Annotated in this window: 15 protein-coding genes; 10 read left to right on the forward strand and 5 right to left on the reverse strand. The window is 68.0% G+C overall.

The features are described from left to right. The first annotated feature begins 146 nt into the window (after positions 1-146). Positions 147-1,361, forward strand: a complete 1,215-nt coding sequence (locus UK23_RS28540; protein WP_082115049.1) for a glycosyltransferase — start codon at positions 147-149, stop codon at positions 1,359-1,361. On the opposite strand, the gene UK23_RS28545 is transcribed toward UK23_RS28540, so the two are convergent. The 4 genes from UK23_RS28545 to UK23_RS28560 all read right to left on the reverse strand — a co-directional run bounded on the left by UK23_RS28545 (position 1,342) and on the right by UK23_RS28560 (position 5,490). Continuing rightward, entirely contained in the window at positions 1,342-2,319 is a 978-nt protein-coding gene (locus UK23_RS28545; RefSeq protein WP_045314748.1) for a quinone-dependent dihydroorotate dehydrogenase, read from the reverse strand. The two genes, UK23_RS28540 and UK23_RS28545, sit on opposite strands and share 20 nt — an antisense overlap. Positions 2,320-2,631: 312 nt before the next feature. Further along, the gene (locus UK23_RS28550; RefSeq protein ID WP_196777932.1) at positions 2,632-3,870 is read right to left on the reverse strand and encodes a cytochrome P450 family protein; all 1,239 of its coding nucleotides are present in this window, start codon (positions 3,868-3,870) and stop codon (positions 2,632-2,634) included. A 20-nt stretch (positions 3,871-3,890) separates the two neighbouring features. Then, on the reverse strand, positions 3,891-4,652 hold the full coding sequence (locus UK23_RS28555) for a DNA-formamidopyrimidine glycosylase family protein (protein WP_045314749.1): 762 nt from the start codon (positions 4,650-4,652) through the stop codon (positions 3,891-3,893). Next, positions 4,645-5,490 (reverse strand): ParA family protein, encoded by an 846-nt coding sequence (locus UK23_RS28560; RefSeq protein ID WP_045314750.1) that lies wholly within the window; start codon positions 5,488-5,490, stop codon positions 4,645-4,647. Before UK23_RS28560 ends, UK23_RS28555 begins: the two co-directional genes overlap by 8 nt. Positions 5,491-5,523: 33 nt before the next feature. Between UK23_RS28560 and UK23_RS28565 the strand changes: the two genes are divergently transcribed. From UK23_RS28565 to UK23_RS28590, 6 genes are all read left to right on the forward strand, one after another. After that, positions 5,524-6,243, forward strand: coding sequence for a class I SAM-dependent methyltransferase (locus tag UK23_RS28565; RefSeq protein ID WP_045314751.1), 720 nt, complete (start codon positions 5,524-5,526; stop codon positions 6,241-6,243). 99 nt (positions 6,244-6,342) lie between these two features. Next, a complete protein-coding gene (locus UK23_RS28570) occupies positions 6,343-6,912 on the forward strand; it encodes a sigma-70 family RNA polymerase sigma factor (RefSeq protein WP_045314752.1) in 570 nt (189 codons plus the stop codon). Then, positions 6,909-7,637, forward strand: coding sequence for a class I SAM-dependent methyltransferase (locus UK23_RS28575; protein WP_045314753.1), 729 nt, complete (start codon positions 6,909-6,911; stop codon positions 7,635-7,637). The genes UK23_RS28570 and UK23_RS28575 overlap by 4 nt, the downstream gene beginning before the upstream one ends. Positions 7,638-7,722: 85 nt before the next feature. Then, a complete protein-coding gene (locus UK23_RS28580) occupies positions 7,723-8,289 on the forward strand; it encodes a sigma-70 family RNA polymerase sigma factor (RefSeq protein ID WP_045314754.1) in 567 nt (188 codons plus the stop codon). 51 nt (positions 8,290-8,340) lie between these two features. Beyond that, on the forward strand, positions 8,341-9,015 hold the full coding sequence (locus UK23_RS28585; RefSeq protein ID WP_045314755.1) for a sigma factor-like helix-turn-helix DNA-binding protein: 675 nt from the start codon (positions 8,341-8,343) through the stop codon (positions 9,013-9,015). A 203-nt stretch (positions 9,016-9,218) separates the two neighbouring features. Next, positions 9,219-9,743 (forward strand): sigma-70 family RNA polymerase sigma factor, encoded by a 525-nt coding sequence (locus tag UK23_RS28590; RefSeq protein WP_045314764.1) that lies wholly within the window; start codon positions 9,219-9,221, stop codon positions 9,741-9,743. Here the strand turns inward: UK23_RS28590 and UK23_RS28595 are convergent. Next, entirely contained in the window at positions 9,724-11,034 is a 1,311-nt protein-coding gene (locus UK23_RS28595; protein ID WP_045314756.1) for a glutamine synthetase family protein, read from the reverse strand. The genes UK23_RS28590 and UK23_RS28595 overlap by 20 nt on opposite strands. Positions 11,035-11,046: 12 nt before the next feature. On the opposite strand from UK23_RS28595, the gene UK23_RS28600 reads away from it, so the two are divergent. The 3 genes from UK23_RS28600 to UK23_RS28610 all read left to right on the forward strand — a co-directional run bounded on the left by UK23_RS28600 (position 11,047) and on the right by UK23_RS28610 (position 14,200). Next, positions 11,047-12,144 (forward strand): amidohydrolase family protein, encoded by a 1,098-nt coding sequence (locus UK23_RS28600; protein ID WP_045314757.1) that lies wholly within the window; start codon positions 11,047-11,049, stop codon positions 12,142-12,144. A 33-nt stretch (positions 12,145-12,177) separates the two neighbouring features. Then, entirely contained in the window at positions 12,178-13,452 is a 1,275-nt protein-coding gene (dinB, locus tag UK23_RS28605) for a DNA polymerase IV (RefSeq protein WP_045314765.1), read from the forward strand. Positions 13,453-13,537: 85 nt separating this feature from the next. Continuing rightward, positions 13,538-14,200, forward strand: coding sequence for a hypothetical protein (locus UK23_RS28610; protein ID WP_052685146.1), 663 nt, complete (start codon positions 13,538-13,540; stop codon positions 14,198-14,200). Positions 14,201-14,218: the final 18 nt, after the last annotated feature.

Consider the following 14,218-nt stretch of genomic DNA (forward strand, 5'->3'; position numbering starts at 1 on the left):
GTCCCTCCACTTCGGACCGATCCTGCTTCCGGTCCACGGAGGGAGTCCGTCATGGTTGCCGCGTACTACGTGGTGTTGTTCTTGGCCTGCGCCATAATCGCGGGCAGTCTGCTCGCGTCCCGCATCCTGCTGCTGCGCCACCGCCGATGACGTCGCTGGTGTGGCTCATGGTGCCGCTGGCGATGATCGGCGTGGTGCGGGTGTGCGTCGTCCTGGTGGCGGCCGACCTCTACGACCTGTCGTTGCACCGCTCGCGCCCGTTGCCTTACGCGCCAACGGTGTGGGTGGTCATCCCGGCGTACAACGAGGAGCTGTGCGTTGCGCGCGCGGTTCAGTCCGTTTTGGACAGTTCCTACGCCGACGTGTCCGTGATCGTGGTCGATGACGGCTCGACCGACCGCACTGCCGAGGTGCTGTCCGGGTTCGGGCCGCGTGTTCGTGTTGTCTCACAACCGAATGCGGGCAAGGCGGCAGCGATCAACACCGGCATGCATCTCGTCGGTGACGGACTCGTGATGGTGCTGGACGCCGACTCGACGTTGTCGGTGTCCGCGGTTTCGCGGATGGTCGCGCACTTCGCGGACCCGTTGGTGCTGGCGGCCGCGGCGAACGTGAAGATCGCTTGTCCGCGCGGTGTGCTGGGGTGGGTGCAGCGGCTGGAGTACGCGGTGGTGCACCGGTTGAAGCAGGGCTACACGGTGTTCAACTGCGAGTACGTGATCGGCGGGGTCGGTTCGGTGTTCCGCACCTCGATCGTGCGCGCGTGCGGGTACTTCGACACCGACACGATGACCGAGGACATCGACTTCTCGATGAAGATCCTCTCGGTGCGCGGCAACTTCGACTGGCGCATCATCTTCGCCGCCGACGCCATCGCGTACACCCAGGCCGTGCCGTCGTTGAGCGGCCTGCTCCGCCAGCGGTTCCGCTGGAAATTCGGCCGTCTGCAAGCGTTCTACAAGCACCGCTCGCTCTTCTTCGGCCGGTCCTGCTCCTGTCTTCTCTCGTGGCTGCACCTGCCCTACACGGCGGCAGGGGAGGTTCTCGTGCTGTTCGAGCCCCTCTTCGTGTACGTCGTCGTCAGCGCAACGTTCCAGACCGGGTGGTTCACCGGCATCCTGCTGCTGTGCGCGGTCTACACGGGCGTCACGTTCTTCACGATCATTGGTGACCTGACCGAGCCGTGGCCGTCCAAGCTGCGGTTGCTGTCGTTGGCGCCGTTGGCCTACCCGCTGCTGATGGTGATCGTGTTCGTCGACTTCGTGGCCGTGCTGCGCTCGTTGCTGACCGTGCTGCGCGGCTACCGTCCGGCCGGCCGCTGGGAGCACGTCGAGCGCACGCTCACCTCAGTGCCCGGTTGATCCTCGAGACCAGGCCTGGTCCCTCGTAGATGAACCCGGTGTAGATCTGCACGAGGCTCGCGCCGGCGTCGATCATGCGCTTGGCGTCGTCCGCGGTCGCGATGCCGCCGACGCCGATGACGGGCAGCTCGCTGTTCTTGGTGATGAACTGGACGACGTCGTTCGCGCGCTGGGCGAGGGGCTTGCCGCTGAGGCCGCCCGCTTCGGTCTTGTGAGCGCTGCTGAGGCCCTCGCGGCCGAGGGTGGTGTTCGTGGCGATGAGGCCTTTGATGCCGTTGTCCAGGCACACCTGGATGACCTCTTCGACGGCGTCGTCGGTGAGGTCGGGCGCGATCTTGACGAGCATCGGCTTCGTCGTGGCTTTGGTGAGTTCCTGGACGAGCTCGGTGAGGGCGCCCTTGTCCTGGAGGCTGCGCAGACCGGGCGTGTTGGGCGAGCTGACGTTGATCGCGTAGTAGTCGCCGTGGTTCTTCAGTGCGTTGAGCGAGTTCAGGTAGTCCTGGACGGCGTCCTCGACCGGCGTGATCTTGGACTTGCCGAGGCTGATGCCGAGCGGGGCCTTCAACGTCGTCCTGTCGAGCTTCTCGGCAAGCGCTTGCGCACCGGCGTTGTTGAAGCCCATCCGGTTGATGATCGCCTCGTCCTCGCGGAGCCGGAACAGGCGCGGCTTCGGGTTGCCCGGCTGCGCGTGCCACGTGACCGTGCCGACCTCGACGAACCCGAACCCGAGCGCGGCCCACGCGGGGAGGGCCCTGCCGTCCTTGTCGAGACCCGCCGCGAGCCCGACGGGGTTCGGGAACCGGACGCCGAACACCGTGCGCGGGTTGTTCTGGTTGCGCGCGAACTTCGCCAACGGGCTCAGCTTCGCCATGACGTTGAGCGTGGTCTCGTGGACCCGCTCCGCGTCGCCGCCGTGCATTCCGAACAACGCCCTGCGAACCACCTGCTTGTAAACCACGCGCCTACCCTATAACGGCAGCTCAGCGTGGGCGCGCGCTCTGTTAGTCGCCTACCTCACGCAAGCAGTCCGGCGCGGGGTCCTGGATCGGCGCGGTGAACCCGGGCCCGACGAGCTCGATCACCTCGCGGCCCTCCCGTTCGGGCCATCACGTCGTTCGGCACGTCATGGGGGATTTGGCTGGGCAAGCGCGTGCCCTTCTCGCGGACGGCAAGACGCCGGAGGAGATCGAAGCGGAGGACGCGGCGTCGATGTTCGAACTCACCGGACACTTCGACGTGTACGTCGAGTTGGAGGAGCACCCCGTCAGCGTTAGAGGGGCTTCGGCACCTTGATCGTCGCCTGCTCGTCCAGGGGCATCGCCGGCTTGGTCCGGAACGTCACCGGCAGCCCCCGCAACCCGCGACTCCCCAGCGACACCCGCCACTCCAGCGGCCGCGAGGGGTCAAGCGCCAGCCCCGAGCAGCGTCCCAGCAGCGTCCGGAACGCCACCTCGCCCTCCAGCCTGGCCAGTGGTGCGCCGAGACAGAAGTGGATGCCGTGCCCGAACGCCAGGTGCTGCCGGTCCGCCCGTTCGATGTTGAGCTGGTCGGCGCGGGGGTAGCGGGCGCTGTCGTGCTCGGCCGAGGCCAGCGACAGCAGCACCACCTCACCGGCCGGGATCTGCACGCCGCCGATCGTCACCGGCTGGGAGGCGAACCGCAGCAGGTGCGAGGTCGGCCCGTCGAACCGCAGGAACTCCTCGATCGCGCCGGGCAGCAGTGAGGACGAGCGCTGCAACAACTCGAGCTGCTCGGGGTGGCGCAGCAACGCCAGCACACCGTTGCCGACCAGGTCGACGGCGGTCGTGTAGCCCGCGACCAGCAGCAGGAACGCGAGTGAGGCGAGCTCGCCGTCGGTCAGCTCGGCCTTGCGGGCCAAAGCGCCGATCAGGTCGTCGTCGCCGGACGTGCGCTTGTGCGCCACGAGATCACCCAGGTAGCCGGCGGTCTCCTCGCGCGCCGAGGCCGCGTCGCCGTCGGCAAGGCCCGTCACGACGTCCGCCCAGTACCGGAAGTTCTCCTGGTCGACGGACGGCACGCCGAGCAGTTCCATCAGCACGGTGATCGGCAGCGGCGCCGCGAAGTCCGCGATCAGGTCGCAGCTGCCGTCCGCGAACGCATCGGCCAGCGATGCCGCCAGCGCTTCGACGCGAGGCCGCAACGAGGCGATGCGCCGCGGCGTGAGCTCGCTCGACACCGCGCTTCGCAGGCGGGTGTGGTCGGGGCCGTCGGCGTTCATCATGTGCTCGGACAGATCGCCGAACCACCACGACGCGAAGTGCGGATGACCGCGCAACGGCTCGGCGAGCGCGGAGCCGTGCGAGGACAGCAGCGGGTTGTCCAACGCGGCGCGCACGTCGGGGTAGCGGGTCACGAGCCACATCGGCACGCCGAGGGTCTCCACCCGGTGCACGGGACCTGCTTCGCGCAGACTCTTCAGCACCGAGTACGGGTCGTCGGTGTAGCCCGGGCGCAGCGCATCCAGATTTACCGCCATGTCGGAGGACACGGGCAGGAGACCACTTCGGTTCAACCGGACTGGCATTTTGGGCAGAAGTACACAAATCTGGTCTCGAACTCGCCCGATCGGACCCTTGTGCCGCAACGCAAACAAGGTTTACCCGTGCGCTCGAAAACCCAGTTCTTGACCCGTCGATCAGATGTCGTGATCTGCTCGGGCCGCCACTGGTTCGCCTGCAACAGCTTGCGGGACAAAGCAACCGCACGTGAGGCGTCCACAGATGACACAGGTGCCGTCGGCAGAACGCCCAACAGGAAACAAACTTCCGCGCGGTAGAGATTGCCGACGCCGGCCATGACCCGTTGATCCAACAATGCGAGACCGATAGGTCGCGAAAGGTCCGCGGTCAACCGCTGAACGGCCTCAGCGGCGTCGAAGTCGGAAGAAAGCAAGTCGGGCCCGAGATGCGCTATCAGCTCGTCCTCGCGGGACGTCGGCACGAACTCCAGGTCGTGCAACGCGAACCCGATCGCCTGCCGGTCGTCCACCTCGAGCACCGCGCGGGCCTGGTGCGCGGGACGCCGCCAGCGCTCGCCCGGCCGGTAGAGGTGCCACGCGCCGTCCATGCGGAAGTGGCTGTGCAGGCTGTTGCCGTCGGAGAAGTGCGTGAACATGCGCTTGCCGTACGTGCGCACGCCCAGCACGTCCAGCCCGGCGAGGTCCAGTGTGGACAACCGAGGGTGGCGCAGCTCGCCGCGCCGCAGCGTCTTCCCGGCCAGCGCCTCGTGCATCCGATGGCCGGCCAGGAAGACGGTGTCGCCCTCAGGCATCCACCGCCTCTTGGATCTCGTCGTCGTCGAAGTCGTGGTGCACCGCGCGGCGCCGGCTGCGGGAGATGCGCTGGATGCGGGCCAGCAGCAGGTTGAACGCCAGCGCCACCTCGCGCGCGCCCGGCGTGCCCCACTCGTGGATCGGCATGCACGCGCCCTGTGCCTGCTGCACGGCCAGACGGTCCGGCAACGCGACCGGCATGACCAACGGCCCGAAGATGTCGCGCAGCTCCTCGATGCGGAACTGGTGTTCGTGCGACCGCGGCCGCACCCGGTTCACCACCACGCCCAACGGTTGCAGGTCGGGGTTGTTCAGCTCGCGCTCGTTCTGCACCGCCTCGAACGCCCGCTGCACGCCCGCGACGGCGAACATCGTCGGCTCGGTGACCAGCAGCGCGCGGTCCGCGGCCACCAGCGCCGAGCGGGTCAGCTGGCCCAGCGACGGCGGGCAGTCGAGCAGCACCAGGTCGTACGGGAACTCCTCGTACATGTCCCGCAACGTGCGCAGCGCGTCTTTCAGCCGGTGCAGCTTCGACTCGTTCGGATCCGGGTGGTTGAGCAGCTCCGCGTCCTCGGACCCGGACAGCACGTCGATGCCGTCGCCCCACTTGCTCGGGCGGATCGCCTGCTCGAGGTTCTCCTCGGACGGGTCCTGCAGGACGTCGTAGATGCTCGCCTTGGACTCCTCGGGCTCCAGCGTCGACGTGGCGTTGCACTGCGGATCTAGATCGATCACCAGCGTGCGAACGCCACGACGGAGAGCGGCCGAGGCGAGGCCGAGCACCACCGTCGTCTTGCCGACGCCTCCCTTGAGGCTGAGCACGGACACCGTATGCACGGACCCACTCTAGGGTCTCCTACTCTTACTGACATGCGACCGGACGCCGTACACAGGGTGCTCGACGCCGAATTGGCCGCCGCACGCACGCGCCGGGGTGGCGAACCCCCGCGCGTCCTCGACGTGGGCGGTGGCAGCGGGGTCTGGGCCGTGCCGCTCGCCGCGGCGGGCTGCGCGGTCACGGTCGTCGAGCCGTCGCCCAACGCGCTGGCCACGTTGAACACCCGCGCGCGCGAAGCCGGGGTGACGATCAACGCGGTCCAGGGCGACACGGATCATCTCGGCGTTCCCGCTGGTGAGGCCGATCTGGTGCTCGCGCACGGCGTGCTGGAGTTCGTGGACGACGCGGCTTCCTCGCTGTCGTCGCTGGCCGCGGCGGTCGCTCAGGGCGGGGCGGTGTCGGTGCTGGTGGCGAACCGTTTCGCGGCGATCCTGCACCGCGCGATCGCCGGCCGGATCGTGGACGCGCGGCGGTTGCTGGACGACGAGGCGGGTCAGCTTGCGGGCACGCGCGATCCGTTGCAACGTAGGTTCGACGTTCCAGGGCTTGAGAAGCTGGTCCTGGAGGCAGGGCTTTCTGTCGAGCTCCTGCAAGGTCATGGCATCGTTTCGGACCTCGTACCCGGCGTCGTGCTGGACGCGAACCCGGGCGCTGCCGACGCGCTCGCCGAGCTGGAATTGGCTGCGGCCACACGGTCTCCGCTCAGAGACGTGGCTGCTCGACTGCACGTCCTCGCCCGCCGAACCGCCTGAAAGCGTTTGCAGTTGGGACTTTTATGGTCCCGATGACTGGTCCCAAACGAATTCGTGGCGAAAGATGATGGCTCCGCTGCCAACGTAGGGACCCGCGCCATGGAGAGTTCCGACCTGCTGGCCTCGCTCGTCAACGAGGCCGTCGCGGGCGATCGGCGTGCCGTCGAACGGCTGCTGGCCTCCGTCCGGCCGCTCGTGTCGAGGTACTGCCGTGCGCGCGTCGGCCGCAACGAGCGCGCGTACGCGTCGGCGGACGACGTGGCGCAGGAGGTCTGCCTGGCCGTGCTCACGGCGTTGCCCACCTATCGTGACCAGGGACGGCCGTTCCTCGCGTTCGTGTACGGAATTGCTGCCCACAAGGTCGCGGACGCGCACCGGGTGTCGGCGCGCAACCGGTCCGAGCCGGTCGCCGAGGTGCCGGACGGGCCGTCGCTGACGGTCGATCCGGAGCAGAACGCGCTGCTCGGGTCGCTCTCGAAGCGGCTGGGTCAGTTGCTCGAGAGCCTGCCGGACAAGCAGCGCGAGATCTTGCTGTTGCGCGTGGTGGTCGGCTTGACGGCGGAGGAGACGGCGGAGGCGGTCGGGTCGACGCCGGGCGCGGTCAGGGTCGCTCAGCACCGGGCGCTGGCGAAGCTGCGGTCGTCCGTGGGGGTCGAGGAGCTGATTTGACCGGGGCGTTCTACGACGGGCTGGCCGGGTCGTACGACCTGCTGTTCCCGGACTGGGACGCGTCGATGGCCCGGCAGGCCTCGCAGCTCTCGAAGTTCATTCCACCTGGCGCGCGCGTTCTGGACTGCGCGTGTGGCATCGGCACACAGGCGATCGGTCTGGCTCAGCGTGGCTACTCCGTCGTCGGGACGGATCTGAGCCTCAAGGCCACTTCTCGGGCCGTTGTGGAGGCCTCTGCGCGTGGGGTGTCGTTGCCTGCGTTCGCGGCGGACATGCGTGCGTTGCCGTTCGCTGACGACTCGTTCGACGTCGTGCTCGCCGCGGACAACGCGCTTCCGCACCTGCTGACGGCTGATGACGTCCTTGCGGCGCTGCGAGAGATGCGGCGGGTGTTGCGGCCCGGTGGCCGGCTCATCCTCTCGACGCGCGACTACGACGCGATTCGGCGCGAACGGCCTCAATCGAGGCCACTGTCGACGCCACCGTCCGTCGGCCCTGGCCGAGTCGTGTGGTTCCAGCTGTGGCATTGGGACGGCGACCAGTACGAGCTGGAGATGTTCCAGCTGCACGAAGCCGAGTCGTGGCGCGTTGTGGTGGGCAAAACACGGTATTGGGCGATTACCCGTCACGAAATCACCGAATTGGCGGAACGCGCGGGTTTCGGTTACGTGGAGTGGTTGCTCCACGCCTATTACCAACCGCTGATGCTTGCTCCGAACGGGTGACGTTTGAAGTTTCTCCCTACTTTCCGCATAAGGAGTGACGTGTCGCACGTCTCCTCCACGGGATGTCGACGAGGGGACGCTTCGGATGGAGAGTTCGGCTTTATCCGCGGAACTGGTCAACCTGGCCGTGCACGGCGACGGCAGGGCTATTGACCAGCTACTTCGCTACCTGCGTCCGCTGGTGGTGAAGTACTGTCGCGCACGGGTGGGGCGTTCCGCGACAACCGCGGACGACGTCGCGCAGGACGTCTGTCTGGCCGTGCTGACGGCTCTCCCGAACTACCGGGAGCAGGGCAGGCCCTTCCTCGCCTTCGTCTACGGCATCGCCGCGCACAAAGTCGCCGACGCGCACCGCGCGCTCGCTCGTAACCGTGCGGAGCCGATGGCCGAGGTTCCGGACCAGCAGTCGCGAGGCACCGGTCCCGAGGATTTCGCCCTTCAGGTCGAGCTGAACGGAGCCATGGGCGAGCTGCTGCGAGTGCTACCGGAAAAGCAACGCGAAATCCTCGTGCTGCGCGTGGTGGTGGGTCTCTCCGCCGAGGAGACCGCCGAGGCAGTGGGGTCGACGCCGGGCGCGGTCCGGGTCGCACAGCACCGGGCACTGGGCCGTCTGCGGAAGGAAATAGCCGCCGCCAGTGTGCCGATCGGGTGAATCTCGGCTGGGCGCGTGGGCTAAATGAATCCAAACGACATACCTAAGGGCATGAGGGGTTCTGACTCAGCGCACGCCGATCGGCTGCGCGTCGACGGGGTGCTGGTGCAGCACCTGCGCGAGTCAGGACTGACGGGGTTGCTCTGGGACCAGTTCCATCGCCAGCTTCTCGGACGCGGGCTCACCATTGTTACAAGGCTTGTACGGTCCGGGGCGGTGTTCGCCCGCTGCGGCAGACATGGCCGTTACCTGCACCAACAGGTCATCCCGCTGGACGAGGCCGAGGAACTGGCGAGCGACGCCGTCTTCGAGGGATTCGTGATCTTCTGCGAGCGTGGTCTGCTCGGCAAGGAGTGGTCGGTCGAGCGCGGGCAGCCGTTGGACGAGTACTTCGTCAACGCGTGCGTGCTGGCCTTTCCGAACGTGTACCGGCGGTGGCAGACGCGCATGAACAGCTGGCGCGACGTCGACCTGCTGGACTCGTTCGCCTCTCTCGAGCAGGTCGTGGCCGAGGGAACGCCCGAGGACGCGGTCGTGGAGCAGCAGGCGGCCGACGCGGCGTTCGCGGCGTTGAGCGAGGACAACCGCCGGTTGCTGCTCCTGCACGACGAGGGCTACTCGCACGCGGAGATCGCGGAGCTCACCCGCCTCACCCCGAGGGCCGTCGAGGGCCGGATCCGGCGCGCTCGGCTCATCGCACGCCAGCACTCGGACGAGGAACGGTGATCCGCGTGGACTTCACACCCGCTCTGCATCGCAAGGTTCCCGTGGAGGCTGTTCAGCAGTCCTCCGCCGGGGGCGCGATCGAGGCGTCCCGGGGTGCGCTGGACTCGTTGGTGGAGCGGACCGCGGGCGTGGGCGGGAAGGAACCGGTCGATCCGCCGGCACCGTCGTACTACTCGAACAAGCCGGAGGCGGCGGACAGCCACGTGGCGCTGGCCGTGGCGGGGGATCGTGCGGCGATCAACAGGCTGTTGGGGACCATCAGGCCGTTGGTCGTGCGGTACTGCCGTGCGCGCGTTGGGTCGTTCGCGTCCGCGGATGACGTTGCGCAGGACGTGTGTCTCGCGGTGCTGACCGCGTTGCCGTCGTATCGCGATCAGGGGCGGCCGTTCCTGGCGTTCGTGTACGGGATCGCTGCCCACAAGGTCGCCGATTCGTACCGCAGCCACACTCGCAACCGCGCGGAACCCGTTCCCGAACTGCCCGAGTCGGTCGACGACGACGCTGGGCCGGAGCAGCGTGCGATGCAGGGGGAGATGTCCTCGCAGATGGCCGCTCTTCTGCGCGTGTTGCCCGACAAGCAGCGCGAGATCGTGGTGCTGCGTGTGGTGGTCGGACTGTCGGCGGAGGAGACGGCCGAGGCAGTCGGCTCCACGCCCGGTGCGGTGCGGGTGGCCCAGCACCGGGCGTTGACGCGGCTGCGCCGGGAGATCAGTGGCGCCAGCGAGTGACGTTGGCGATTCCCTGCGGACTGGCTTCCTTGTAGCGCTCCATCTCACCGCGCCGGACGTCCGCGATCGTGCCGGCGAGCTCCTTGCCGAACGCCTCGGTGAGGACGGCGTCCTTCTCGAACTCCTCGACGGCTTCCCTGAGGGACGTGGGCAGCCGCTGAACGTCGTCGAGGAGCGCCGGGTCGACGTTGAGGCCCTCCGGGAGCGCTGCCTGCGTGGCGATGCCGTCCAGACCGGCCGCGATCACGCCCGCGACGACCAGGTACGGGTTCGCGGTGAGGTCGAAGCACTTGATCTCGAGGTTGTCCTGGATCAGGCGCAGGGCCGTCTCGCGGTTCTCCTCGCCCCACGCCACGAACGGCGCTGACCACGTGTGCGGCACGAGCCTGAGGTAGCTCGCGAGAGAGGGGCAGCCGATGGCGCACAACGCGCGGATGTGGCTGAGGACGCCCGCGGTGAACTGCTTCGCCTCGTCGTGGAAGTCCCTGTACAGGTTCGTGCCGTCGCGCCAGATGCTGAAGTGCAGGTGGCCGCCGTTGCCGACGCCGCCGTTGACCACCTTGGGGGAGAACGACGGGCGCATGCCGTGGCGCATCGTGATGGCGCGGATGGTCTCTTTGACGAGTACGGCGGTGTCTGCTGCTGCGACGGGGTCTTCTGGCGCGGTGGAGACCTCGAACTGGCCGGCGGCGTACTCGGGGTGGAACTGGAGGACCTCGACGTCCTGCTGGTCCAACGCGGTGAGGATGTCCACGCAGTAGTCGGACAGCTCCACCTGCCGTGCGTGCCCATAGGCCGAGCCGCTCGTGGCGGGGACGTAGTCGTCGGTGTCGGACTTGCCGACGCACCACTCGATCTCGAAGCCGGCCTGGGCGGTGAGGCCGCGGGCTTCGAGGTTCTGGACGGCTTTGCGGGCCTGGAGGCGCTGGTCCATCGGGTACGGGACGCCGCTCTGGAAGTACCGGTCGGCGGGTGCCCAGGCCCAGCCGGGCTGGCCGGCGAGCACGGTGAGGCGGTCGAGGTCCGGGTGCAGGCGCAGGTCGCCGACCGGGCCGCCGGCGAACCGGCCCTGGATGATCCAGTCGTCGAACAGGAAGACGTCGAACACCGGTGACGCGCCGACGCCGTGTGCTGCCGCGTGCGCCAGTCTGCGCAGAGGCACGGACTTGGTGCGTGTGATGCCGCTGTTGTCGACCCAGGTGAGCGCCACGACGCGCACGTCCCTGGCGTTCAGGCCGTCGAAGAGTTCCGTCGCCCGGTCGAACCGCTGGTCCCGTTCCGCAGAGTCCACGATCCTAAGGTTATGGGCATCTTGCCGTTCGTCGCCGAACTCGGGCTGATAGATCACCACTGCCACGGCGTGCTGCGCGTTGACAGCACGCGTTCGGAGTTCGAGTCGCTGTTGCTGGAGGCTGATGCGGTCTCTGAGCTCGGCGGGTCGTTCTTCGACTCGGCGCTCGGGTTCGCGGTCCGGCGGTGGTGTGCGCCGTTGCTGGACCTGCCTCGGCACGCGTCTGCTGATGTGTACCTCGAACGGAGGAATTCGCTGCACATCACCGAGGTGTCGCGGACGTTCCTGATGGCGTCCGGGATCCACACGTTCCTGGTGGACGGTGGGTTCCAGCCGGAGCGGTTGCTGTCGGGTTCGGAGCTCGCGTCGCTGGCCGGGGCGGTTTCGCTGGACATCGTTCGGCTGGAGCACCTGGCTGAGTCGTTGCGGCCTTCTCGGTCTGCTGACGAGTTCGTTGTCGCTGTTCGGTCGGCGTTGGCTTCCGGTGCGGCTGTTGGGGCGAAATCCGTTGCGGCGTATCGGGTTGGGCTGGGGTTGCCTGGTGAGCGGCCATCGGACTCGGACGTTGTCGCCGCGTTGGGGGCGTGGTCCGGCGGGAGGTTGGCTGATCCGGTGGTGATCGCCTGGCTGGCGTGGGAGGCGTTGGACGCCGGGCTGCCGTTGCAGTTCCACGTGGGCTACGGCGACGCGGACATCGATCTGCACCGTTGCGATCCGTCGTTGTTGACGCCGTTCCTGCGCGCGACGGCCTCGTTGGGCGTGCCGGTGTTGTTGTTGCACAACTACCCGTTCCATCGGCAGGCCGGGTATCTCGCGCAGGTGTTCCCGCACGTGTTCTGCGACCTCGGGCTGGCGACGCACGGGTTGGGGCATCAGGCGTCGCGGGTGTTCGCGGAGGCGTTGGAGATCGTGCCCTACGGCAAGTTCCTGTTCTCCTCTGACGCGTTCGGTCTGCCCGAGCTGTACTACCTCGGCGCGTTGCTGTTCCGGCAGGCGTTGTCCGACTTCCTCGCCGATGGGCTTCGCCGGGACGCGTTCACGGAGGAGGACGCGCACCGGATCGCGCGACTCATCGCGTCGGAGAACGCGGCGCGCGTGTACAAACTGTAGGATTCTCTCGAACTGGCGTTCGAGGGGGTGTTCATGGGTCGCAGTGCGAGCCTGCCACGCGGCCTGCGTGATCGGTTCCGTGCGCGTGACGGCGTCTGGCCCGACGACACGGGCTGCCGGATGCTGCACGTGGACATGGACGCCTTCTACGCGTCGGTGGAGATTCGCGAACGGCCTGAGCTGGCTGCTGTGCCTGTCGTGGTCGGCGGTATCGGCGGGCGTGGCGTCGTCTGCTCGGCCAACTACCTGGCTCGCGAGTACGGCGTGCGGTCCGCGATGCCCACCGCGCATGCTCGTCGGCTGGCTCCTCATGCCGTGTACCTGCCGCCGCAGTTCGACCTCTACCAGGAGGTCTCGCGCGGGGTCATGGCGATCTTCCGCGACATCACGCCTCTCGTCGAGCCGCTGTCGCTGGACGAGGCGTTTCTGGACGTCGGCGGGGCTCTTCGCCGCTTGGGGCTGACTCCTGGTGGTGTGGGGGAGTTGATTCGTGCGCGCGTGTTCGCTGATTTCGGTGTGACTTGTTCGGTCGGTGTGGCGTCGACGAAGTTCCTCGCGAAGCTCTCCTCCGGCATGTGCAAGCCGGACGGCATGATGGTCGTTCCGGCTTCGGCTGCTTTGGAGTTCCTGCACCCGCTGCCGGTCTCGGCTTTGTGGGGCGTTGGCGCGAAAACCGCTGCGCGCCTTGAAGAAAAGGGTCTGGAGACGGTCGCCGACGTGGCTGCCACGCCGTTGCCGCGGTTGCGTCGCATGATCGGTGTGGCGATGGCGGAGCACCTGTTCGCTCTGGCCGCCGGTGTCGACGAGCGGGACGTCGTGCCGGTTTCGCGCGAGAAGTCGATCGGTGCCGAGGAGACCTTCGAGGTCGACCACCACGACCGCGCCGTGTTGCGGCTGGAGCTGTTGCGCCTGTCCGAGCGTGCGGCGGGTTCGTTGCGCGCCAAGGGTTTGCGCGGCCGCACCGTCTCGATCAAGGTCCGCTTCTCCGACTTCACCACGATCACCCGCTCGCGCACCCTGTCCGTCGCCACCGACGTGACCCAGGAGATCTACCGCACCGCGGTGGAGCTGCTGGATGGTCAGGTCCCGCCCGGCGCGGTCCGTCTGATCGGCGTCCGAATAGAGGGACTTGACAACGCCGACTCCGCCCAGCAACTGATCTTCGACGCCCCAGAACGCGGCTGGCGCGAAGCCGAGCAAGCCGCTGACCAGGCCCGTTCCCGCTTCGGCTCGCTGGCCGTCCGCCCAGCCTCACTCCTCGGCAACAGTCCAGAAAGGACAGCCGAGTTCGAACCGAAGCCCGAGTGATCGCGACTTGTCCACAACCCCGGAGTTATCCACAACTTCCCGCTGACCCGGACTTCTCGCGAGACTCCTGGCCCACGATGAACCCATGCGCCACCCCATCGACCTGGAAGCCCTGGGAACCCTCTTCGACCACCGAGTAGCCCCCGTCACCGCGCTGCTCCACATAGGACTGACTCCAACGCTGGTGGAGCAACGCTGCCGCCCTGGCGCCCCCTGGCAACGCCTCCTACCCGGCGTGTTGCTGCTGAGCCGAGCAGGCCCCAGCCGCACCCAGCTGGTCCACGCGGCCCTCATGTACGCGGGCGAAGGCGCCATGCTCACGGCCTTCGACGCCCTGTGCCTGCACGGCATGAAGTCCGCCATCCCACTGCTGGGCCCGATCCACGTCCTGGCCCCACGCCGCTCCAGAGCCATGGGCTACGGCCCCCTCCGCGTGGAACGCACCGACCGGCTCCCCAAGCCGGTGCTCCGCCGCGGCTTCCACATGGCTCCGCTGGAACGCGCGGCGATCGACGCGGTCCGCCGCACCAAGTCGATCCCGGACACCAAGGCCATCCTGGAGGAGGTGAGCCATTTCGTCGGCCTGCAAGCGCTCCGGCTGGAGCTGGCCATGGCGCCACCGCGAGGCACCGCCTTGGCCCGCAAGCTCCTGGGCGAGTCGCCGGCCCGTCAGCTGGAACGCGCGGTGATGGAACGCCGTGCCCCGGTGTCCGTGCCAGCTGCCCGTGTGCCGGCAGCGGTCGGCTAGCTGTTGTCCGCCAACGGT

This window comes from Lentzea aerocolonigenes, assembly GCF_000955955.1.
Lineage (GTDB): Bacteria > Actinomycetota > Actinomycetes > Mycobacteriales > Pseudonocardiaceae > Lentzea > Lentzea aerocolonigenes_A.